This window comes from Granulicella sp. L56 (genome assembly GCF_009765835.1).
Lineage (GTDB): Bacteria > Acidobacteriota > Terriglobia > Terriglobales > Acidobacteriaceae > Edaphobacter.
In genome coordinates this window covers 132,693-153,348 of sequence record NZ_LMUS01000001.1, presented here as the reverse complement: position 1 = coordinate 153,348, position 20,656 = coordinate 132,693, and the positions used below count along the sequence as shown (strand labels likewise).

The 20,656-nt window shown below is 56.6% G+C and carries 18 protein-coding genes; 6 read left to right on the top strand and 12 right to left on the bottom strand.

Annotation, left to right across the window (positions count from 1 at the left end; genetic code table 11):
- Window positions 1-57: 57 nt before the first annotated feature.
- Both groL and groES read right to left on the bottom strand, forming a co-directional pair.
- A complete protein-coding gene (gene groL, locus GSQ81_RS00635; protein ID WP_158908827.1) occupies window positions 58-1,725 on the bottom strand; it encodes a chaperonin GroEL in 1,668 nt (555 codons plus the stop codon).
- A gap of 99 nt (window positions 1,726-1,824) precedes the next feature.
- On the bottom strand, window positions 1,825-2,124 hold the full coding sequence (groES, locus tag GSQ81_RS00630; RefSeq protein ID WP_158908826.1) for a co-chaperone GroES: 300 nt from the start codon (window positions 2,122-2,124) through the stop codon (window positions 1,825-1,827).
- A gap of 346 nt (window positions 2,125-2,470) precedes the next feature.
- Between groES and GSQ81_RS00625 the strand changes: the two genes are divergently transcribed.
- Window positions 2,471-2,995 (top strand): hypothetical protein, encoded by a 525-nt coding sequence (locus GSQ81_RS00625; protein WP_158908825.1) that lies wholly within the window; start codon window positions 2,471-2,473, stop codon window positions 2,993-2,995.
- A 3-nt stretch (window positions 2,996-2,998) separates the two neighbouring features.
- Window positions 2,999-3,748, top strand: a complete 750-nt coding sequence (locus tag GSQ81_RS00620; protein ID WP_254059909.1) for an SDR family NAD(P)-dependent oxidoreductase — start codon at window positions 2,999-3,001, stop codon at window positions 3,746-3,748.
- A 577-nt stretch (window positions 3,749-4,325) separates the two neighbouring features.
- Here GSQ81_RS00620 and GSQ81_RS00615 read toward each other — a convergent pair.
- From GSQ81_RS00615 to GSQ81_RS00605, 3 genes are all read right to left on the bottom strand, one after another.
- Window positions 4,326-5,123: a tyrosine-protein phosphatase gene (locus tag GSQ81_RS00615; protein WP_158908824.1), complete on the bottom strand. Its 798-nt coding sequence runs from the start codon at window positions 5,121-5,123 to the stop codon at window positions 4,326-4,328.
- A gap of 36 nt (window positions 5,124-5,159) precedes the next feature.
- Window positions 5,160-5,858: a phosphoribosylformylglycinamidine synthase subunit PurQ gene (gene purQ, locus GSQ81_RS00610; protein ID WP_158908823.1), complete on the bottom strand. Its 699-nt coding sequence runs from the start codon at window positions 5,856-5,858 to the stop codon at window positions 5,160-5,162.
- A 63-nt stretch (window positions 5,859-5,921) separates the two neighbouring features.
- The gene (locus GSQ81_RS00605; protein WP_158908822.1) at window positions 5,922-7,262 is read right to left on the bottom strand and encodes an alpha-amylase domain-containing protein; all 1,341 of its coding nucleotides are present in this window, start codon (window positions 7,260-7,262) and stop codon (window positions 5,922-5,924) included.
- Between the two features lie 126 nt (window positions 7,263-7,388).
- Between GSQ81_RS00605 and GSQ81_RS00600 the strand changes: the two genes are divergently transcribed.
- A complete protein-coding gene (locus tag GSQ81_RS00600) occupies window positions 7,389-7,871 on the top strand; it encodes an AI-2E family transporter (protein ID WP_158908821.1) in 483 nt (160 codons plus the stop codon).
- A 3-nt stretch (window positions 7,872-7,874) separates the two neighbouring features.
- On the opposite strand, the gene GSQ81_RS00595 is transcribed toward GSQ81_RS00600, so the two are convergent.
- Together GSQ81_RS00595 and GSQ81_RS00590 are read right to left on the bottom strand one after the other, a co-directional pair.
- The gene (locus tag GSQ81_RS00595) at window positions 7,875-9,668 is read right to left on the bottom strand and encodes an ABC transporter permease subunit (RefSeq protein WP_158908820.1); all 1,794 of its coding nucleotides are present in this window, start codon (window positions 9,666-9,668) and stop codon (window positions 7,875-7,877) included.
- Window positions 9,665-11,011, bottom strand: a complete 1,347-nt coding sequence (locus tag GSQ81_RS00590; protein WP_158908819.1) for a nitrate/sulfonate/bicarbonate ABC transporter ATP-binding protein — start codon at window positions 11,009-11,011, stop codon at window positions 9,665-9,667. The genes GSQ81_RS00595 and GSQ81_RS00590 overlap by 4 nt, the downstream gene beginning before the upstream one ends.
- Window positions 11,012-11,175: 164 nt before the next feature.
- Here GSQ81_RS00590 and GSQ81_RS00585 point away from each other — a divergent pair, with 164 nt between their 5' ends.
- The gene (locus tag GSQ81_RS00585) at window positions 11,176-11,559 is read left to right on the top strand and encodes a response regulator (RefSeq protein ID WP_158908818.1); all 384 of its coding nucleotides are present in this window, start codon (window positions 11,176-11,178) and stop codon (window positions 11,557-11,559) included.
- Between the two features lie 61 nt (window positions 11,560-11,620).
- Here GSQ81_RS00585 and GSQ81_RS00580 read toward each other — a convergent pair whose 3' ends face one another.
- The 5 genes from GSQ81_RS00580 to GSQ81_RS00560 all read right to left on the bottom strand — a co-directional run bounded on the left by GSQ81_RS00580 (window position 11,621) and on the right by GSQ81_RS00560 (window position 18,054).
- Window positions 11,621-12,208 carry a putative colanic acid biosynthesis acetyltransferase gene (locus GSQ81_RS00580; protein WP_158908817.1) on the bottom strand — a complete coding sequence of 196 codons (588 nt, stop codon included), beginning with the start codon at window positions 12,206-12,208 and terminating at the stop codon, window positions 11,621-11,623.
- 14 nt (window positions 12,209-12,222) lie between these two features.
- On the bottom strand, window positions 12,223-13,386 hold the full coding sequence (locus GSQ81_RS00575; RefSeq protein WP_254059908.1) for a glycosyltransferase: 1,164 nt from the start codon (window positions 13,384-13,386) through the stop codon (window positions 12,223-12,225).
- 61 nt (window positions 13,387-13,447) lie between these two features.
- Window positions 13,448-14,671, bottom strand: coding sequence for a glycosyltransferase family 4 protein (locus GSQ81_RS00570; protein ID WP_158908816.1), 1,224 nt, complete (start codon window positions 14,669-14,671; stop codon window positions 13,448-13,450).
- Window positions 14,672-14,761: 90 nt separating this feature from the next.
- A complete protein-coding gene (locus GSQ81_RS00565) occupies window positions 14,762-15,796 on the bottom strand; it encodes a polysaccharide biosynthesis/export family protein (RefSeq protein WP_158908815.1) in 1,035 nt (344 codons plus the stop codon).
- Window positions 15,793-18,054: a polysaccharide biosynthesis tyrosine autokinase gene (locus GSQ81_RS00560; RefSeq protein ID WP_158908814.1), complete on the bottom strand. Its 2,262-nt coding sequence runs from the start codon at window positions 18,052-18,054 to the stop codon at window positions 15,793-15,795. The genes GSQ81_RS00565 and GSQ81_RS00560 overlap by 4 nt, the downstream gene beginning before the upstream one ends.
- Window positions 18,055-18,204: 150 nt before the next feature.
- Between GSQ81_RS00560 and GSQ81_RS00555 the strand changes: the two genes are divergently transcribed.
- The gene (locus GSQ81_RS00555; RefSeq protein ID WP_158908813.1) at window positions 18,205-19,614 is read left to right on the top strand and encodes a UDP-glucose/GDP-mannose dehydrogenase family protein; all 1,410 of its coding nucleotides are present in this window, start codon (window positions 18,205-18,207) and stop codon (window positions 19,612-19,614) included.
- A gap of 79 nt (window positions 19,615-19,693) precedes the next feature.
- Window positions 19,694-20,629, top strand: coding sequence for a UDP-glucuronic acid decarboxylase family protein (locus GSQ81_RS00550; protein WP_158908812.1), 936 nt, complete (start codon window positions 19,694-19,696; stop codon window positions 20,627-20,629).
- The last annotated feature ends 27 nt before the right edge of the window (window positions 20,630-20,656 follow it).

The following is a 20,656-nucleotide window of genomic DNA, read 5'->3' as shown; positions in this document are numbered from 1 at the left end:
CAGCAAAAGCCCCGGATTGCTCCGGGGCTCTTGTTCGCTCTCGAATAGCAGCAGTTTTTAGTACATGCCGTCCATACCGCCGCCGTGTCCGCCGCCCGCAGGAGCTTCCTTCTTCTCAGGAATGTCGGCGATGATGGCTTCGGTGGTGAGCAGCAGGCCCGAGATGGAGGCCGCGTTCTGCAGAGCAGTGCGCGTCACCTTGGTCGGGTCGATGACACCGGCAGCAACCAGGTCCTCGTAGACACCGGTTCCGGCGTTGTAGCCGAAGTTGACGTCCTTCGATTCGTGGATCTTGCCGATAACAACCGCGCCCTCTTCGCCAGCGTTCGAGACGATGGTGCGAAGCGGCTCTTCGATCGCGCGGCGAATGATGTTCGCACCGATCTTCTCATCGCCCTCAAGGGTCTTGATGAGCGCATCGACAGCCGAGGTGCAGCGAATCAGGGCAACACCGCCGCCCGGGACGATACCTTCCTCAACAGCCGCACGGGTTGCGTGCATCGCATCTTCGACGCGTGCCTTCTTCTCCTTCATCTCGGTTTCGGTAGCTGCACCGACCTTGATGACAGCAACGCCGCCAACCAGCTTGGCGAGACGCTCTTGGAGCTTCTCACGGTCATAGTCGGAGGTGGTCTTCTCGACCTGAGCGCGAATCTCCTTCACGCGGCCTTCGAGCTTGGACCCATCTCCGCCGCCATCGACGATGGTGGTGTTGTCCTTGTCGATGGTGACGCGCTTGGCGGTGCCGAGATCTTCGATCTTGACGCCCTCCAGCTTGATGCCGAGGTCCTCGGTCACTGCCTTGCCGCCGGTGAGGACAGCAATGTCCTCAAGCATCGCCTTGCGGCGATCGCCAAAGCCAGGAGCCTTGACGGCAGCAACGTTCAGCGTGCCACGCAGCTTGTTGACCACGAGAGTCGCGAGTGCCTCACCGTCAACATCTTCGGCGATGATGACGAGCGGCTTCGCGGTGCGCGCAATCTGCTCGAGCAGGGGAAGCAGGTCCTTCATCGAAGAGATCTTCTTCTCATAGATGAGGATGTAGGGGTTCTCGAGCGAAACTTCCATCCGCTCCGCATCGGTGACGAAGTACGGGCTCAGGTAGCCGCGATCGAACTGCATGCCCTCAACCGTCTCGAGCTGCGTCTCCATCGTGCGCGACTCCTCGACCGTGATGACGCCATCCTTGCCGACAGTCTTCATCGCCGCAGCAATGATCTCGCCGATCTGGTGGTCCGAGTTGGCCGAGATGGTGCCGACCTGGGCAATCATGTCTCCGGTCACAGGCTTGGAGAATTTGGCCAGGGCGCCGCCGACGACCACGCCATTCTCATCGCGCTTGCCGATGATGGCCTCTACAGCCTTGTCGATGCCGCGTTTCAGTGCAGCCGGATTCGCACCAGCCGCAACTGTCTTGACGCCCTCGCGGAAGATGGCCTGGGCCAGAACCGTAGCGGTTGTGGTGCCGTCGCCTGCGATGTCCGAGGTCTTCGAAGCAACTTCCTTGACGAGCTGTGCGCCGACGTTCTCAATCGGATTCGAGAGCTCAATCTCCTTGGCAACGGTAACGCCGTCCTTGGTGATCGTCGGCGAGCCGAACTTCTTCTCGATGACGACATTGCGGCCCTTGGGACCGAGGGTTACCTTCACCGCGTCGGCTAGAATGTTGACGCCGCGCAGGATAGCCTGACGTGAATCTTCTCCATGCAGAATCTGTTTTGCCATTGTGTTGCTCCTATTTTGGTCAGCGACCAATCAAGTGTTTTAAATAAGGCGCGCGAAGCGCCGATTAGGCGGCAAAGCCGCGGTATACGGCACGAAGTGCTACTTTTTGAGGATGCCGAGGACTTCTTCTTCGCGCATGATCAGAAACTCTTCGCCGTCCAGCTTGATCTCCGTGCCCGAGTACTTGCCGAACAGAATGCTGTCGCCAGCATTCACATCGAGCGGGAATACCTTGCCCTCGTCGTTCGACTTGCCCTTGCCGACGGAGATGACTTCGCCCTGCTGTGGCTTCTCTTTTGCGGAGTCCGGAATGATGATGCCGCCACGGATGCTTTCGCCCTCTTCAATGCGGCGGACCAGGATACGGTCGTGCAACGGTGTAAATGATGACTTCGACATTGCTTACATCTCCTTGTTACGAAATTGGTTGCGAACGTTATTGCGAGCCGGTTGTGATTTCGCAGACGGAGTTCACCGTCCGCAGTGCTATCGCATGAGCCTGCTGGTATCTTCCCCAGCGAACTTCACGAAAATTAGTTGGAATCGGCCGTCGCAAAGAGGAGCAAAACGCTCGTTAGCACTCAAGCCTTCCGATTGCTAACGATAGGCCAGCCGCCCGCCGGTTGTCAACCTGCTTCGATGAAATGTGAGTGAAAGTCACGCAAGCATTGCGGCAACCTCTTTCCCCGCCTCGGGGATTCACATGGGATTCACGGTTCAGCCCTCAACGTCGTAGAATAACGCCATGTCGTCACGTCGCACGGTCTGGTCTTTCTTCGTTCTTGTCGCATGCATTGCGCTCCTCGCCTCCACTCAGGGCTTCGGCCAGTACCGTGGCCGCAAATACAAGGCGCCACCACCGACCTCGCACATCGAGGTCCAGGTGACCAAGGAATATAACGGCAAGCCTATCCCCAACGCGGGCGTGGTTTTTAACCCCTCGAAAGACGGCAAGGATCTGGGAAGTCTTGAGGTCAAGACCGACCCGGACGGCAAGGCCGTCATTGACGTCATTCCTACCGGCAGTACCGTTCGCGTGCAGGTCATCGCCGACGGCTTCGCCACCTATGGGCAGGACTTCGTCATTGACCAGCCGAGCAAGGAGATCGCCGTCTCCATGCTGCGTCCCCAGGCGCAGGTCTCGGCATATCAAGACAATACCGGCAAGGCAGCGGAGCGCAAGCCCGGCGTTCAGGAGCAGGTCCGTCCCACGCAGCCCACTCCACCACCTGCCGCTCCCGCACAGACCGCTCCTGTGCCCCAGCTCTAGACCGTGGCCGCTCCTCTGGCAGATCGGGACAAGCCTCTCTCCGGCAAGACGGTACTCGTCACCGGGGGCGCCAAGCGCATTGGCCGCGCCATCGCGCTCGCCCTTGCTGAAAGCGGAGCGAATGTCGCCATCACCTACCTTGGCTCGCAACTTGAGGCCGAGGCTACGGTCCAGTCGATCGCCGACCACGATGTGGATGCCTTTGCCGTCCGCTGCGATCTACGCGATCCCCAGAGCATCGAGCAAACCGTGATCTCAGTCATCGAAGAGTTCGGGCAGATCGATGTGCTGGTCAACAACGCCGGCCTCTTCGCATCCGAAGCCCTTGAGAAGATCTCGGTCGAGCAGTGGGACGAGATGTTTTCCACCAACACCCGCGCACCCTTCCTGATGGCCAAAGCCGCCCATCCTCATCTGCGCGCTGCGAGGGGTCGCATCATCAACATTGGCTCGCTCGGCGGTCTGCACCCCTGGGCCACCCACGGCCACTACTGTACCTCCAAGGCCGCCCTGCACATGCTCTCGAAGACGATGGCCAAGGCATGGGCTCCAGAGATCAGCGTCAACTGCATCGCCCCCGGCATGATCGTTCAGGGCGAAGTCGACGAGGCCTACGAGCACTTTGCTCGCAAGACCCCGATGCAGCGCAACGGAACCGCCGAAGACGTAGCCGCCGCAGCCCGCTTCTTCGCCACCGCCCCCCACTTCATCACCGGCCAACTCATCGCTGTTGACGGCGGCCTCGGGCTTTAGCAATTGCTATCGCAGTTGGTGCTTGTTTTACGCTTGTCATCTGGCGCGAAGCGAAGGATCTCCGCCTTTGCGGTTGCCTTTGCAGCTAGGTAGAGCCAGGCTTTATAGCAATTCTCCGATAGGCATAGCTCTTTATCGCATCCTTTTTGCCCTATTTTGTTGTCATTATTTTGTTGTCATTCCCGAAGGGAATCTGCGTTTCTTCTGTCCTCGCAGGCCACACCCGCAGGAAACAGTTGCCATTTACCCAAAAGCGGCCAATCCCCAAAAACTCAGCAAAACGACCTGTCAAGCCCCGCCCCATCCAGAAAGTTGGCTCAAGCTACACAAAATAAGCGACTTCGTAGCTAAAAATAAATTTGCCAAAACTGCAAAACAGTTTCTATCAATTCGCTAAACTTAAAACACTGTGAAAAAACAGATGAGACTCAGCCAGAGGAGTGATCCTAACTCCTTTAGAAACAATATTTTGCCCGTAAACTGTCAGAAATGAATATTTTGCGAAGATTGTTCTTCCTAAACCTTTGATTCAAAAGAATTAATCCGCAAAGTACCCCGGGGGGTGGGGTACTGACTATCAGCCAAATCGCTCGGTCAGCCGTTGCCACCAGTTCTTATCTTTGAACTCCGCATACAGGTTGAGCGGTTCGAGCTGGGGCGGCATCGACTTGCCCATAAACGCAGCCAGGGGGTTCGAGTTGCACAGCAGATGGGCATAATCCGGCCCATACTTCTTCGCCACCACCTCAAATGCCTCGCGCATCAGCGGAGGCCGCGAGCTTGTGTTGTGCGCGTCGGTGGCGAGGAAGTGGACCCAATGGTTTGCCAGCAGCTCGTGAGCCATCTTCTGGGCGCGCTTGCCCATGCGGCCCACCACAGAGCCTGCCGTCACCTGAACCAGCAGGCCGCCGCGCAGCCACTCCAAAAGCCGCGACTGGTCCGCCTGCAGCGTCCGATTGCGCTCCGGGTGCGTCAGGATCGGCGTCATGCCGGCAATTTGCATCTGGTAGAAGACCTCGGACAGCCCGGTCGGCAAGCCATAATCGGGAAGTTCGACCAGCAGATAGCCCAGCCCGTTGATGCTGTACCGCGCAGGTTCAGCCTGAGCTTGCTCGATATTGTCGAACGACAGGTGGAAGTCGCATCCACGTCCCAGCTTCAGTGCGATCTTTTCATTGTCCAGTAGTTGTTGCAGCTCTGCGATCTGGGCGGCAACCCCTTCTGGATCATAGTCATATTCCGCATTCGCATGAGGGGAACAGACAATGTGGGTGATGCCGTCCGCAGTCGCCATCCTGGCCATGGCCAGCGAAGCTTCGACGCTAGTTGCCCCATCGTCAAGGCCCCACAGAAGGTGATGGTGAATATCGATCATCGCAGCTAGGTTACCATCGTACCCGATTGGTGGTCACTACTGTGCTGCGGCCAGCGACTGAGCCATCGACTGGAAGAGCAGCAAACCGTCTGCCGATCCCAGCAGCGTCTCGCTGGAGCGGTCAGGATGCGGCATCATGCCGAGGACGTTGCGCCCCTCGCTCAGAACACCGGCGATGTTCTCGAGTGACCCATTAGGATTGGCCGCAGCGGTGATCTCACCTTCTGCCGTGGCATAGCGGAAGGCAATGCGGTCCTGCTGCTTCAACTCCGCCAGCGTCTCCGCGTCGCAGAAGTAGTTGCCTTCCATGTGGCCGATGGGCATCTGTAGCACCTGGCCCTTGGAGAGTCCATGAGTAAAGGGAGAATCTGCGGTCTCGGTGCGCAGCCAGGTCTGTTTGCAGATGTAGTTTTGGCTGGCATTGCGCATCAGCGCTCCGGGCAGCAGACCGGCCTCGCACAGGATCTGGAAGCCGTTGCAGATGCCCATCACCAGCCCTCCGTTGCGCGCAAAGCGGCTGACCGCCTGCATCACCGGCGCAAAGCGGGCAATCGCACCGGTTCGCAGATAGTCGCCATAGGCAAAACCGCCGGGAACAAGAATGGCATCGCAGCCCTGAAGGTCTTCAGAGGCGTGCCAGAGATAGGTGACCGGTTGTTGAGCAATGGCATCGACCACATGATGCGTGTCGTGATCGCAGTTGGAGCCGGGAAAGACCAGAACGCCGAACTTCATATGTTAAAGATAGCAGGCTGATTGCCAGTAAAGATAGCATCGCCGTTTGTTGTCGTTGGTAGATTAGACCGGAGCATAGATGGCAAAGCCCCGCGGCGGTGCAGGGAACTCGGCGTTGCCGTCGCCATCGGTAGTGCGCTCGTTGGGATGGGCCGTATCGTGTCCATCCCAGGCGATTGGCGCGAACTTCTGGTTCTTCCACTGCGTCTTCACCGACGTTCCCGACCACTGATTACCGAGGTTGTTGAGCACATAGATCAGGCCCGGCAGCTCACCGCTGTCGTCCTTCCAGCCGACACGCTGCATGATGTAAAGGTCAGGATCGGCGTGAAGGATCTGAGTGTCGCCACCGGCATACTTCAGGTGCGCCTGTATCAACGCATCGATGCCATTGGGCGTTCCAGGACGCGCCAATTCGTTGTTGTAGTAGTCGTACCAGAAGATGCAGGGATAGCCTTCGTGAACCATGATGAAGGAATAAGCCATCATCTTGTCGTTGACGATGACGTTGTCGCCCATATCGTGATTGTCGACAAACGTGGCCGCGTGCATGGGCCGCTTCATCACCACGGCACCGTCATCGGTCAGGTTGCGCAGATCGTAATTCGGGGTATCGCAGACGTCCTTCAGCTTGTAGCGCAGGGCGAAGTCGAATGCGGAGATCTGGTTGTCGGTAAGCGCGTTGACCTTGTCGATCCACGCACTGATGTCCTCGGCGCCAGACCAGTACTCACCGACGACATAGGGCATGAACTCGTTGCCGTCCTTGGTGTAGCGATACTTTGAGAGGATTCCGATCATCCACGCGCCGAAGCCTTTGACGAAGTCGAAGCGGAAGCCGTCGAAGCCCAGCTCTTCAATCAGCATGCGCGCATAGTCGAACATTGCGCTATAGACAACGGGATTGCGATGACAAAGATGAGGGAAGCCGGCGTAGTTCTCCTCGTCCGGCATCATGACGCGCTCGTAACGACTGGGATGGAAGCAGTTCCAGTCACGAGGGAAGCGGCCGCTCTTCGGGTTGAACTTCGTCCATCGCTTCTGGCCGTCGAGCGGATTGACTTCCTCCTCGTCGGCACCGGAGTTATGGTTGATCACCATGTCGGCATAGAGGCCGATGTTATGCTCATGCGCCTTGGCGATCAGAGCTTCAAGTTCGGCACGGTTGCCGAAGAGGGTTTTGACGCCGCCCTTCTGGTCGAAGTCGCCGAGGTCGAAGTAGTCGTAAGGGTCGTAGCCCATCGAGAGGTTGCTGGAGGCTTTGGAGACGGGCGGCAGCCATAAAGCGTTGATGCCAGCTTTGCCTAAATCTTCAACTTTTTCGGCGACAAAGTTCCACCACTCGCCTTCTTTCTTCTCTTGTTTCGGGGCATCCCAATAGAAAGCCTGCATCATTACGGCCATGGTGTTACTCCTTCAAATTTGTCGAAAAGGGAAGCCGCAACAGAGGACGCTGCGTTCTTGTCCAGTGCGTCTGCGCTATAGTTCTGTCTCAACAGGTCAGATGCATCCTACGAGGGCGAGGTTGGAATGGAGCAAGGGAACGGCAATCTGGGCACTCACTTGAAGACGGCTGGCGGCGCGCTGGTGAACTGGTGGCGAGCGGCCACGCTCGATGCGCTGATCGTCGGCGTGCTATGGCTGATTGGGCTGGAGTTGATCCATGTTCCCTTTGCGCCGCTGTGGGCGGTCCTGGGCGGCCTGCTGCAGATCATTCCTACCTTCGGCGGAATGATCGCCCTGATTGGGCCGGTGCTGGCTGTCGCCTTCAGCGGGCATGACGAGTGGCGATTAGGACTAGTTCTCGGACTTTACGGCGTGATCGTCATTCTCGAAGGGCTCGTGATTGGCCCTTACATCCTGCACCGGACGACGAAGGTCCCGTGGTGGGCGGCGTTTCTTGGGCCGATTGTGCTTGGCATTGTCATCCCGTTCTGGGGAGTGCTGCTGGCGCCGCCGCTGCTGGCAATCGTCTTTGCCTTTCGCAAGCAGCCTGCGGTGCCTGGTCGTTGACGGTTAACCTTCGAGCTTGTAGCGAGTCTCGGCGAGACGATAAAGAGGACGCCACACCAGACGGTTGATGGTGACGACCATCAGCGCCATGACGATGGTGGCCAGCAGCAGAATATGAAATTGGCCGCTGTCGGTTGCAGCGCTGATGACGGCTCCGAGGCCCACCGTCTGATAGGTGTGGTTGTTGAGGCTGAAGTACTCCGCGATGATGCTGGCGTTCCATGCACCGCCTGACGCAGTCACCATGCCGGTAATCAGATAAGGAAAGATGCCGGGAAGGATGACGGTGCGCCAGCGCTGCACGGTGGTGAAACGGAAAAGGGTCGAGACTTCGCGCAGGTCGGAGGGAATGGCCATCGCCCCTGCGATCACGTTGAACAGCACATACCACTGGGTTCCAAGCATCATCAATAGGACGGAACCAATTCCGAGGCCGCCGCCGATTTTGATGAGCGCAAGCAGAATTACCGGAAAGAGCGCAGGCGCAGGGATGGAGGCTACCACCTGGACGAAGGGCTGCGCGATGCGTGCGAGTTTGGGATTGAAGCCGATGGCGACTCCCGCGGGGATCGTCCATGCAGCGGCAAGTACAAGGGAAATGTTGACCCGGAGGAAGGTTGCCATCGCACCTTTCAGGATTTCGCCGAACTGGCCCTGATGCACTTGCCGCAAGAGACCGACCGCTTGCCACGCTGCATAAAACACCGCAGCCGCTGCGAGAGCTACGAGCAAGACACGCAGCCATGATGCGAGCTTGCCTCGCGGGGAGGTTTCAGAGGAATCGCTGGCAACCTGGCGGGCCAGGCGCTCCTTCCGAGCATTCGCCAGATGGCGGTAGACCCCTTCCGACAACGGAACGACGGTGTGCCTCTTCAGATTGCGAAGTGCGCGGGAGTGCTGGAACAGGTGCAGCAGCGGAGAACTGACACGCGCCGTCGTCTCGACCTGCTCGAACTTGAACTTGTTGCTCCATGCGATGACCGGTCGCCAGATCAGTTGATCGGTGGCCACGATGATCGCGATCATCGTGAGCAGGCCCCAGGCGATGGCCCTGTAATTTCCAGCGCCTGCCGCCGTTTGGAGGTAAGAGCCGAGACCGGGGAGGCGGAAGTCGTGCTTACCCAGTACAAACATCTCGCAGGCCATGAGGAAGAACCATCCGCCGGCTACGGAGACCATCGAGTTCCACACCAGACCGATGGCGGAGTAGGGAAGCTCAAGCTGGATGAAGCGCTGCCAGCGGGAGAATTTGTAAATCTTCGAAGCCTCGCTGAGCTCGCGGGGAATGCTCTTGATGGAGGAATAGAAGCTGAAGGCCATGTTCCATACCTGGCCGGTAAAGATGAGCACGATTGCACCCATCTCGAGGCCGATCTGGCGCGTAGGAAAAAGTGCGACCATGGCGAGCATGACGCCGGGAAGAAAACTGAGCACCGGAATTGATTGCAGGATATCGAGGCCGGCGATCATGAAGGCTTCCAGGCGCTTGCTGTAGGCGGCGACGTAGCCGTAGCCGACTGCGAAGACGAGGCTGAGCAGGTAGGCAAGGCCGATGCGAACGACAGAATAAAAAGCGTACTGAGGCAGGGCGCGAGGGCTCAACGAAATAATGATCTGCGGCTCGGGATGACCGAACCAGTACTTCGCAATCTGCATGACGCCGTAGAAGCAGGCGAGGCCGAGGCCTGCGACGCCCAGGTCGAGCACGAAGGGCCAACTGCGTTTGAGCACCTGCGAGCGCGCGAAGATTTCGCGGCTGCCGCGGTTATTGCTGAAGCTGTCCGGCAGGTTGATCATGCATCGATCTCCGCGGAACTCTCGTGCTCTGTCTCATTGAGCTTCTCGGGGAGGATGAATCTTCTACGGGATACGTCGAAGTCGAAGAGTTCTGCATAACGGCCCCAGTTGATGGCGGTCTCGAGTTGCAGGATGGTCTCGTCCTCGCTGAACTGCTCGTCGAGCATGTCGTGAAAGAACTCTTCGGGAACAGAACGATCGCTCTTGGCTTCGAGTGCGCGCACAATCTGGCGGAGAAGAAGCACGTTCTCTAATGCCGCAGTGCGGAAGAGCTCTTTCTGGCGAAGGATTTCGGAGTTGGCGTACTCGGCACCAGTAGGTGTTATGGCTGCGTCGCCTTCGGTCACGGTGAGAAAGCCCAGTAGCTGTGCGGCATCGACGATGGGTAGCAGGTCGTCGATCTCGAAGGCCAGATCGTCGGCCAGGCGATAGATGTCGTCTTTGCCTTCGTGGTCCAGCACAAGTTCTAGCAGGCCGGCGATGCCTCCGGGACGGGCGTGAGGCAGCATCTGGTAGTGCATCTGGCGCTGGTTACGGCCTGGCTTTTCGCCGAGGCGCGGCAATGCAGGCGGCTTGGTTTCGGGTTGGGTGAGGACTTTGTAGATGTAGTCGACCAACTGCGTGAAGGCCGCTGTCTTGCGGTCGCGGGGGTGAGAGAGCGAGACCTTGAAGTCGGTGCGTACGTGGCCCGGATTGCGGCCCAGAACGATGATGCGATCAGCCAGCAGGACCGCTTCTTCGATGTTATGGGTGACGAGAAAGATGGCCTTGGTGGGGATCGTTTTCTTCTGCCAAAGCTCCAGCAGTTCGCTGCGGAGGTTTTCGGCTGTCAGGACGTCCAGCGCGGAGAAAGGCTCGTCCATGAAAAGGACCTCCGGCTCTACGACCAGAGCGCGAGCAAAGCCAACTCGCTGGCGCATTCCTCCGGAAAGCTCTTTCGGGTAAGCCGCCTGAAAGCCATCGAGACCGACGGTGTCGAGAATTTTGAGGCTGCGCCTGCGTCTTTCGGCTGCTTCCATGCCGCGTGCTTTGAGCGGTGCCTCGACGTTTTCAAGGACAGTGAGCCACGGAAAGAGCGCGAAGCTTTGAAAGACGATGGAGACATTGACGTCAGCGCTGGCAATTGGCTTTTCGTGCCAATAAACGACGCCTGCGGAGGGAGCTGACAGTCCTGTCAACATACGCAACAAGGTCGATTTTCCTGAGCCGGAGGGGCCGAGGAGCGCTACAATTTCGCCTGCCGAGATCGACAGGTCAGTTGGGGAGATGACCTGGATGCGGTTCTCGCTCGGCTGCGGGTAGTATTTCTCGACCTGTTCGGCACGTATGATCACTGGCTGCATATTTTTTTCTAATATTATTGAATCTGATCCTTGAATTCAGGCGGTTCGCCCGTGTCTCAATGCTGCGGTCAGCGTATCATTAGCTTATAGACAAAAAGTAAAAGCAAGCTGGCGCAGTTGCATTTACAACGAAACATTGATTTTTTGATTTGAGGACATACAGCATGGCAGATTCGACATCCACCACTACGCCGAAGCCCAGAGTACTTGTCGTCGATGACGAACAGGTGATTGCCAACACTCTCGCGATCATCCTGAACCAGCAGGGTTTTGAGGCGCGTGCTGTATTCAGTGGCGAGAAGGCGCTTGAATCGCTCGACAGCTTTCAGCCCGACATGCTCATCAGCGATGTCATCATGACCGGCATGACCGGAATCGAAGCCGCGATTATTACGCGCAACAAGCTGCCGAAGTGCAAGATCCTGCTGTTTTCCGGGCAGGCGGCAACGGCGGACTTACTTGAAAAAGCGCGCACCCAGGGCCACGAATTTGAGATCCTGGCCAAGCCGGTCCATCCGACAGACCTTCTGGCGAAGCTCCGCAGCTAGGTCATTTTTCGACTACTTTTTGAATTTGTCAGAGGCTTGAGGCTTCCTTTCAAAGGAAGCCTCAGGGCTGTTTCCGCTCTTTAACTTTGGCGGCGGGAACTCCCGCGTAGACCGTCCATGGGGCGAGGTCTCTGGTCGCAACGGAGCCTAGCCCAAGCACCGCTCCTTCTCCCACATTGACTCCCGGGGCCACGGAGGCACGGGCGCAGATCCACGCATAGGCGCCGAACTCCATGGCGTAAGCCAGCAGGGGAAAGGCGACGTCATCGTAGTCATGGGTTGCGCCGCAGATATAGGCATCCTGCGAAAGGATGGCGTGCGAGCCGAAGGTGATGGGAGCGGGATTATAGATCTCTGCTCCATCGGCGGCTGTCACTTGATTGGCGCAGATCAGGTTCCACGGCGCCCATACCTTCGACTTCGGATAGAAGTGGCAGTTGGGCCCCATGGTCGCGCCAAAGGACCGCAGGAGAAAAGAGCGCCACGAATGGAAGGGTCTGGGAGATGTTTGATAGAGAAGGATGCGGCAGATATTCCAAACGACGCGGCGCATCCGATTGCCAGTGGAAAAGGCCGGCCGGAGATAGGGATCAGCAGCAGTCTCTGCTGAGATATGATCGTTCGCGTTGTAGTGAATCTGTCTGGGCATGGTCTTCTGCGATCTTAAGATCGGTGGGTTGCTTCTTCGAATAGCCGAATGATCGTCCTTGCCGTTTGTTTCATATCGTAACGCTGATTGAAGCTGCGCTGTGCCTGCTCTGCCATCCGCTGCCGATCTTGCGATGACGTTGCAATCCAGCGTTGCAACAGGCGCAGCGTTCCGTCGAGAGTGTCCGGCTCCATAAATCCTGCGCCATCCTTGGCAATTTCTTCAGCGATGTTTACCTTGTCGGAGAGGAGCACGGGCGTGCCGCACGCCATCGCTTCGGCAACAGCAATCCCGAAGTTCTCCTGGTGTGATGGCAGGATGAAGGCCTCGGCGCCATAGAAGGCTCCCCATTTCGCATCGCCTGTAATCATGCCAGGCCAGTGGATACGGTTTGCGATGCCTGCGCTGGCAGCAGTCTGCTGCAAGTCGGTGCTCCATTGCTGTTGATCGGGGCCAGCCATCACCAGATTCAGGTCGGGATCGTCGGCAGCTACTTTGGCAAAGGCATCGACGAGAAGATCGCAGCCTTTTTTACGATGGATGCGCCCCAGAAAAAGGAGATAGCGCTTGTCTTTCACCTGTGGGCACTGATCGAAGAAGGTCTGCTTCAATGCCTGCGGATCGCCTGCGGGTCCCTTTGCGCCATAGGGAACCACGTAGGGATTCCAGCGATGCAGCCAAAAGCTCTCCTCGGCTAGATGCTTCTCTGCCTCCGAAGTGAAGAGAACGCGATTCGCACCTCGCAGGTTCCAGTACTCCGACAAGAGCCAATAGGGCCATTTTTTTGCGTGTTTCAGCGGAAAGGCATGTTTGAAATACGGGTCCAACATGCCGTGAGTGAATACCAGATACGGTGTATTCGTTCCGGAGAGAGCGCGCCTTGCGGCCAACCCGCAGTATTGCCATAGCCCATTCACCACAACGCCGTCGAAGCGATGGCGGTTGGCCTTGATCCACGGAACGAGCCGCTTGGTGTATCCGTAGGTCGAGCTGACGGGGCCGAGCGGATGCACAGGGAAGTTGAGGGTTTTCAGCCAGGGCGATTCCGGGTCGTCGAGCGTTACGACTTCACCGACGTAGCCGATAGACGCATAGCTCATCAGCACCCGAACCGACTGAGAGGGGCCACCGGCGGCAGGATCCAGGGTTCCCATGACGTGAAGAATACGCATCAGCATTCACCGTTCTTGTGGAGCATAGCAGGCGATCCTTTGGTAAAAGGAACGAGTGGGTGCGACATCAGGCGGTGATCCTGCGAGTGGTGTACGCAAGTGCCTGACGCAAACTTTGAATATCCTGCTCGAAGCTCCAATGGTTAATTCGTTCCAATCCTCGTTGTCCCATTTGGGTTGCAGTCTCGGGCGTCGCCAGCACTCTGTGAAGTGCGGACGTGAGAGCGTCGACGTCTCCTACTGGAAAGACACAGCCTTCGACGCCATCCGTAATGAGGTCAGGCTGGCAGCCGCAGTCGTCAGAGAGAATGACGGCACGTCCCGCATTCATGACCTCGTTTACGATGAGACCCCAAGGCTCATGGCGGGAGGGTAAAACGAATACCGTTGCAATATCGAAGAAGCGAGGCAGCTCCGACTGATTTCGGAACCCGCAGAAGCGGATTCCGCCGAACCCGGTTTCGGCCGCTTGTCTTTCGAGTGCTGCTCGTTCTTCTCCGTCGCCAACAATGACAAGGTAAGGATGTGGTTCGATCCCAGGCGCAGGAGAGAGCTTCTTATAGGCCTCGATCAAGTCTTCGCAGCGTTTACGCTTTTGCAGCTTTGAGGCAAAGAGAATAACGGGCCGAGTCGGGTCCAGATTGAGTTCGCTGAGAAGCTCGTTGCGCTGTCCCGGTGCTAGGCGGCTGCGTTGCTGGAAATAATCGTTATCGACGGCGTAGGGCATCATGAACTGAGGAAAATCATTGCCCAGATGATGACGCCAGTAGGCTGCGTTCAAGGTGCCGACCGATAAAACTCCATCGACGAGGTGTTTCAATATCTGGAAGAAGAATGTCTTGAGCGCCAATTTTGCCGGGCTTCGCGGGCGGTCCTTCAACCACATGTCTCCGCGCAGAAGCACGGGAATGCCGAGGGATTTGGCCGCGAGCATTGCGTGAAGCGAGTTGACCGTCGCGTATCCGTGCACCCATAGGACATCAAAGGGGGCCTCGTCCTTATTTCCGCGCAGCCGTTTAAAGATGCCGTAGTTGAGCGGGCGAGCTACGCTTACCGTGGCGTTGTCGCGAAGAACGGGAAGAAATTCGTGATGATAGCCGTCCAGAAGAGGGATGTCCCACTTCACTCCTATTCCACCGAAGCCCTCGTCCTTGTAGCCCCGAACAGAAAAATCGGAGCCATAGAATACGGTCAGCTCGATGTCGGGCTCTTGCGCGATTCGTCGCAGCAAAGGGGCCTGATATTGAATTGGGTGGCTTACCAGGTAAGCAAGTTTCACTTTTTTGGTCATGTTTTTCCGTCGTCGGTTATCGAGGAAGAGACGCTGCGATCGGTCTCCACGGAATCAATACGGCCAAGTACACGAAGTCGTTTTCAATCACTATCGTTCAGCAGCGAGAATCAAGAGAGAGCCAATGCCCACCAGGGTGCCAATTCCTCCGCCCTTGATGGCCGCCTTCATTGCGCTGGTCGGCAGAAGAACGATATCGTCTGCCTGCAATACAGGGTCGGGAGCCTTTCCATCCATAACTTTGCTGATATCGACATTAACTACTCTGCGATTGAGGCCTTCTGTGCGAATAATTCGCAGATCGTGTAACTTCCCCTGGTATCCGGTGCCTCCTCCAAGAGCGGCCACCTGCATGAGCGTAAGCGGTGCATTCTCCTGGATTGGGATCGCGCCTTGAAGCTTGAACGCTCCGAGAAGATAGACGACGCCCACACGAGGGACAATGACGGTATCTCCAGAAAAGACAGGGATATTGGCGCTGGCACTTTTGGCGGGATCGGTGCCGAGATTTACAACGATAGGTTGGGAGAGCCCCGGCCTGTCGATGGTGACAATATGACTTGCGGTTGGAGGCAAACCACCGGCTGCCGCCAGAATATCAAACAGCCGCTTCTGGCCTTCCACAGGAATAATGCTATGTACTTCGCCAGTTACCGTGATTGTATGGCTGGGCGCTTCTGTGAGCTGAATCGTCACTTGAGGATCGCGGTACATGCCCGCGCTCGTCAGCCGTGCGGCAACCAGACTTTCAGCCTGGTGTACCGTGAGCCCTTCGACATGCAACCGGCCGATCAGTGGAAGTTGGACGGTACCGTCCAGACTTACCCGGGCTGAGGGTTCGTAATCCGTCATTCCATAGAGATGGACTGTTAGCAGATCACCTTGCCGCAAGATGATGTCCCGGCCGTCGGGATACAGGATTGCGGCATCGGTGGTTGGAGTCACTTCCGGATTGACCGGTTCCGTGATGCCGACCGCAGGGCCGCTGAACTGGGCCTTCACCACGCAGGGATAAAGGCTCAGAGCGAAGAGCATGGCAGCCAGAATCGACCTGTTTAGGATGACATGGAGCCGCGACGGTTCCTTGCTGTTAAGTTGGCTGGGATGATTCTGTTTTTTCATCATTCAGTCTCCCCTGGCCTGCGGTCTTTACCTGCTGGTGTAGCTTGAGGCTCCCAGCTTCCAGAGTCAGCACTGGAGTAGGAATAGCCTGAATATCCGTAGTAGCCATAGTAGTCAGGAGAGTTCAGATCGACTGCGTTGAGCACGATACCGGTCAAAGGAGCTCCTGACCGTACCAGAAGATCGCGTGCGCGGCGCACCACATGTTTGCTTGATTTTCCATGGCGAACGACCAGGACCACTGCATCCGCATGCCGAGCGAGAATGACACCGTCCGTCACGGAAAGAATGGGCGGCGTATCGATCAGCACATGCGTATAGATATCGCCACAGCGCTGAAGTAGGGAATCCATGGCCTCCGAACTCAGCATCTCGGTTGGGAAAGGAGGCATGGGGCCGGCCGGCAGAACATCCAGATTTGGAACTTCAGGGACATTCTGTGCGGCGCTTTCAAGAGAAGTTGCTCCAGTAAGAACGGTGGTCAGCCCGATCTTGCCGCTCATTCCAAAGCGGTGGTGAACGCTGGGCCGGCGAAGGTCGGCGTCAATGAGAAGAACACGAGCATCCCCTTGCGCAAGGATGCAGGCCAGATTCGTGGAGAGAGTTGTTTTGCCTTCAGAGGGGGTGGCGCTCGTAAGCAGAATGTATTTAGGAGGATGGCCCGCGGTGGACAGAAGAAGTGAGGTTCGCAGTGCTCTGAACGATTCGGCAAACTGCGATTTCGATTGCGACAACACGACTAGGTTCTTCTGCGCTGCTGTTAGCGAAGCGCCCTGTTCCACCGAAGTCCGTCGGGATCGCGGGATAACGGCCAGCGACGGCAGCTCTGTAACACTTTCAACCTCTGCAATCGTACGAAGTCCGGTGTCCAGGCTGTCCATCAGGAAGGCGATGATGATCCCGCCAATCAGGCCAATGATGACGTCTACCAGAACGATCTTCGAGCCTGACCGAAGCGTGGGGTTGGCCGGAAGCAACGCCTGATCGACAATATCAATTTCCATCGATTCAAGTCCGGCCTCGACGCCGGCAGTGCGGAGCTTCTGCAGGAGCCCTTCGTAGAGAGTCCGGTTCGCCTCATATTCTCGCTGGCGCAACGTGTATTCGATGAGGTCGTCTCTCAGCTTATAGGCGTCAGCCTTCTGAGACTCAAGAGCGGCATTGGTCTGGTCTTCGTTGGCGCGAGCTACAACGTAGTTTTCCTTCGCTTGCAGCAACAGGCGATTCTGTTCCTTATTCACCGCGCTCGTGAGTTCAGCGATTTGCGCCTTGATCGATTTGGATTGCGGATGATTGGGGCCAAGGGTCGCTTCCATTTGAGCGTAATTTGCCCTTGCTGCGGCAAGCTGTGTCCTGAGCTGGTTCAACTCCGTAGGAGCGACTCCAGGCCCGGAGTCGATAGAACTTTCCACCGAGTCCGGATCCATACCGTTCAAAACGCGATATCTCGACTCCGCAATAATGCGCGCGAGCTTTGCTACGCCCGCCGCTTTGGAAAGGTCCTCCAGGGAGGTGGCGATCTGATTGTGGCTTGGATCGAATCCCAGGATTCCTAAACGCCGCTGCAGGTCCATCATCTGTTCCTGCGATGTCTCTACCTGCTGCTTCAAGTCGTCCAACTGGCTCGAGAGCCATTGGGAGACTCGCTGGGTCGATGCGAACCTTGTTTCATAACTGCGCTGAATATAGGCCGAGATGACCTTATTCACGATGTCAGCAGCCAGCTTTGCGTTCAAGCTGCTGTAGCTGATATTGATAATCTCTGTCTTTGGGACCAGCGTGATATGCAGGTTCTGTTGCAGCCTGCCTACCGTGGCCTGGCGTACGGAGGGATTATCGAGAACGCTATGTGCGATCGGCCCCTTTGCTTCGAGGAAATCCGGGTTGTTCGCCAAATCCATCTCGCGGGCAACGGTCAACATCAAGGAGTCGCTCTTGAGTATCTGGATTTCGGTCAACATCTTTGAGGCGGTGTCTGTGCCTCCCGTCATTGCCTGTGCGGCATCCAGGCGATATTCGTTAGAGGAGCCTGACCTGACCTGGATCTGTCCATAGGCGTCGTACAGCTTCGGCTGTGTCTTTGCCTTGTAAATTCCATAGACAAAGCCAAGCAGCACAGCCGCGATGACGATCCAGCGCCGCTTTTTAAGCGTGAGGAATGCTTCGGACAATGTGTTGTCTGCGGCGGCCGTGCTAAATCCGGGTGGAGTGTTCCCCGTGACGTCTCCGCCAGGCGAAGGCTGCGTATTTTGGAAAGACATTCCCTGTAGTCTACTAGAGTGTGACTTCCGTAAGGAAGACTGATTACCTGCTTTGTATAAATAGAAGAGCAATTCCTGACGGCGTCAATTCATGCCAAAACTCAGTAAACCAGATATTCTTAGAAATATTGAGGGATCTTTCATCGAATTATGAATAAGAACATTCAAATTGCCGTTGTGGGATCGGGATATGTCGGCCTAGTTGCCGCGGTTTGCTTTGCTGAGATGGGACATACCGTTATTTGTGTCGATAACGACGATCGCAAAGTTGCGGCCCTGCAAGGCGGGGATACCCTTATCCATGAGAACTATCTCCCGGAACTCCTTGAGCGCTACCGTAATACCAAAATTCGGTTTATGTCCGATCTCGGCGAGGCAACCCGCGAGTGTGAGGCCATCTTTATCGCGGTAGGAACCCCTCAGAGCGAGACTGGCGATGCGGACCTCTCCTATGTCGAGGCGGTTGCCTGCGAGATTGCCCGTTCCATCACGGGCTATAAGGTGATTGTCGAGAAGAGCACCGTTCCCGTCTATACCAACGAATGGGTGCGGCGTGCGATTGAGCGCAATGGGGTTGACCGCAATCTGTTCGATGTCGTCTCAAACCCTGAGTTTCTTCGCGAAGGGACTGCCGTCGCCGATTTTCTTCATCCTGACCGCATCGTCGTAGGAGCTGACAGCAACAAAGCAGCGGCGTTGCTGAAGGAGATATATGCTCCGCTGACGAGCGGGGAATACTATAAGCGGTCGGACGCCATTGAAGGCCCCTGCAGCCCCGCGGAGCCTCCTCCGCTGCTGCTTACCTCAACCAAGAGCGCTGAGATTATCAAGCATGCCTCGAATGCCTTTCTTGCATTGAAGATCTCCTTTATCAATGCTGTTTCAAATTTATGCGAGGCTACCGATGCCAATGTGGAACAGGTCGCCCTCGGGATGGGGCTGGATAGCCGTATTGGCCCCAAGTTCCTTCGTCCCGGCATCGGTTATGGAGGCTCCTGTTTTCCAAAAGATGTGGCGGCCTTCCGTTCTGTGGCAGCGCAGATGGGCATCGATTTCAATCTCCTGAGCGAGGTTGAAAAGATTAACGTTCAACAAAAGAAGCGTTTTCTCGCAAAGGTCCGGTCGGCTTTGTGGACGCTGCGCACCAAGCGAATTGGCGTACTTGGCCTGGCCTTCAAAGGGGAGACGGATGACATCCGTGAATCGCCGGCGATCGAGCTGGTTGAGATGTTGCTCGCGGAGGGCTGCTCGGTCACGGCCTTCGATCCTGCCGCGATGAAGCGCACCCAGGAGGTGCTTCCTGCCACCTCGCATCTTCATTACGCGAACAGCGCCTATGAGGCGGCCCAGGATAGCGATGCCTTGTTGATCTTGACGGATTGGCCGGAGTTTGCTGCTCTGGACCTCGATCGCTTGAACAAGGTCATGCGCTATCCCATCATCATCGATGGCCGCAATCTCTATGACCCCAATGTCGTGACGCAGCATGGATTCACTTATCTCAGCATTGGACGGCCAGCTTCGTACCCTGTAAGAGAAGCTGTTCTTTCGATGGAGTAACAATCCGCTCTTTGATAAGCGACTGGCCTCAGGTCTGCCGAGAGGTTGCTGCCAGGTAAAGAAAGGTAACAAAAGATTAATGCCGCAAAGAATTCTTGTCACCGGAGCCGCCGGGTTTCTGGGCTCACATCTCTGTGATGCCTTGCTGGCCGAGGGGAATGATGTCATTGGCGTAGACAATCTCTGCACAGGGACTACAAGCAACCTCAGCCAACTTGCAGGGGAACCGAATTTCAGTTTTGTAGAGCAGGATATTTGCAAACCGTTCGACCTCGGCAAAGTAGATTTCGTCTTCAACTTTGCCTCGCCCGCCAGTCCTGTCGATTACCACCGCCTGGGCATTGAAACTCTTTCTGTAGGTTCAGCAGGCACCGTCAATACACTGGACCTCGCGAAGAAGTACGGCGCTGGATATCTTCATGCCTCCACTTCCGAGTGTTATGGCGATCCCCAGGTACATCCCCAGGTTGAGACGTATTGGGGTAATGTCAATCCTATCGGGCCACGATCTGTCTACGACGAGGCAAAGCGTTTCTCCGAGTCTGTCGTGATGGCTTATCACCGCTATTATGGCGTTGACACGCGCCTTGTTCGCATCTTCAACACCTATGGCCCACGCCTTCAGGTCAACGATGGGCGCGTGATCTCGAATTTTATGTCACAGGCGCTTCGCGGCGAACCGCTGACCATCTATGGAGATGGTTCGCAGACGCGCAGTTTCTGTTATGTCTCCGACCTTATTGATGGAATTATTCTCCTTGCTGGTTCGCAGGAGCATTTGCCCGTCAATCTTGGAAATCCTGATGAGTGGACCATTCTAGAGTGCGCGCGGGAGGTGTTGGCAGTTACCGGCGCGAAGACAGAGATTGTGTCGAAGCCTCTACCGCAGGACGATCCAACCCGTCGCTGCCCTGATATCACGAAAGCGAGGACGCTTCTCGGTTGGGAACCTAAGATAAGCCTTCGTCAAGGCTTACAGCATTCTTTGCAGTACTTCAAAGAATCTGTTGCGTGAGTGTCGCTCGGCGACTGACATAAACGT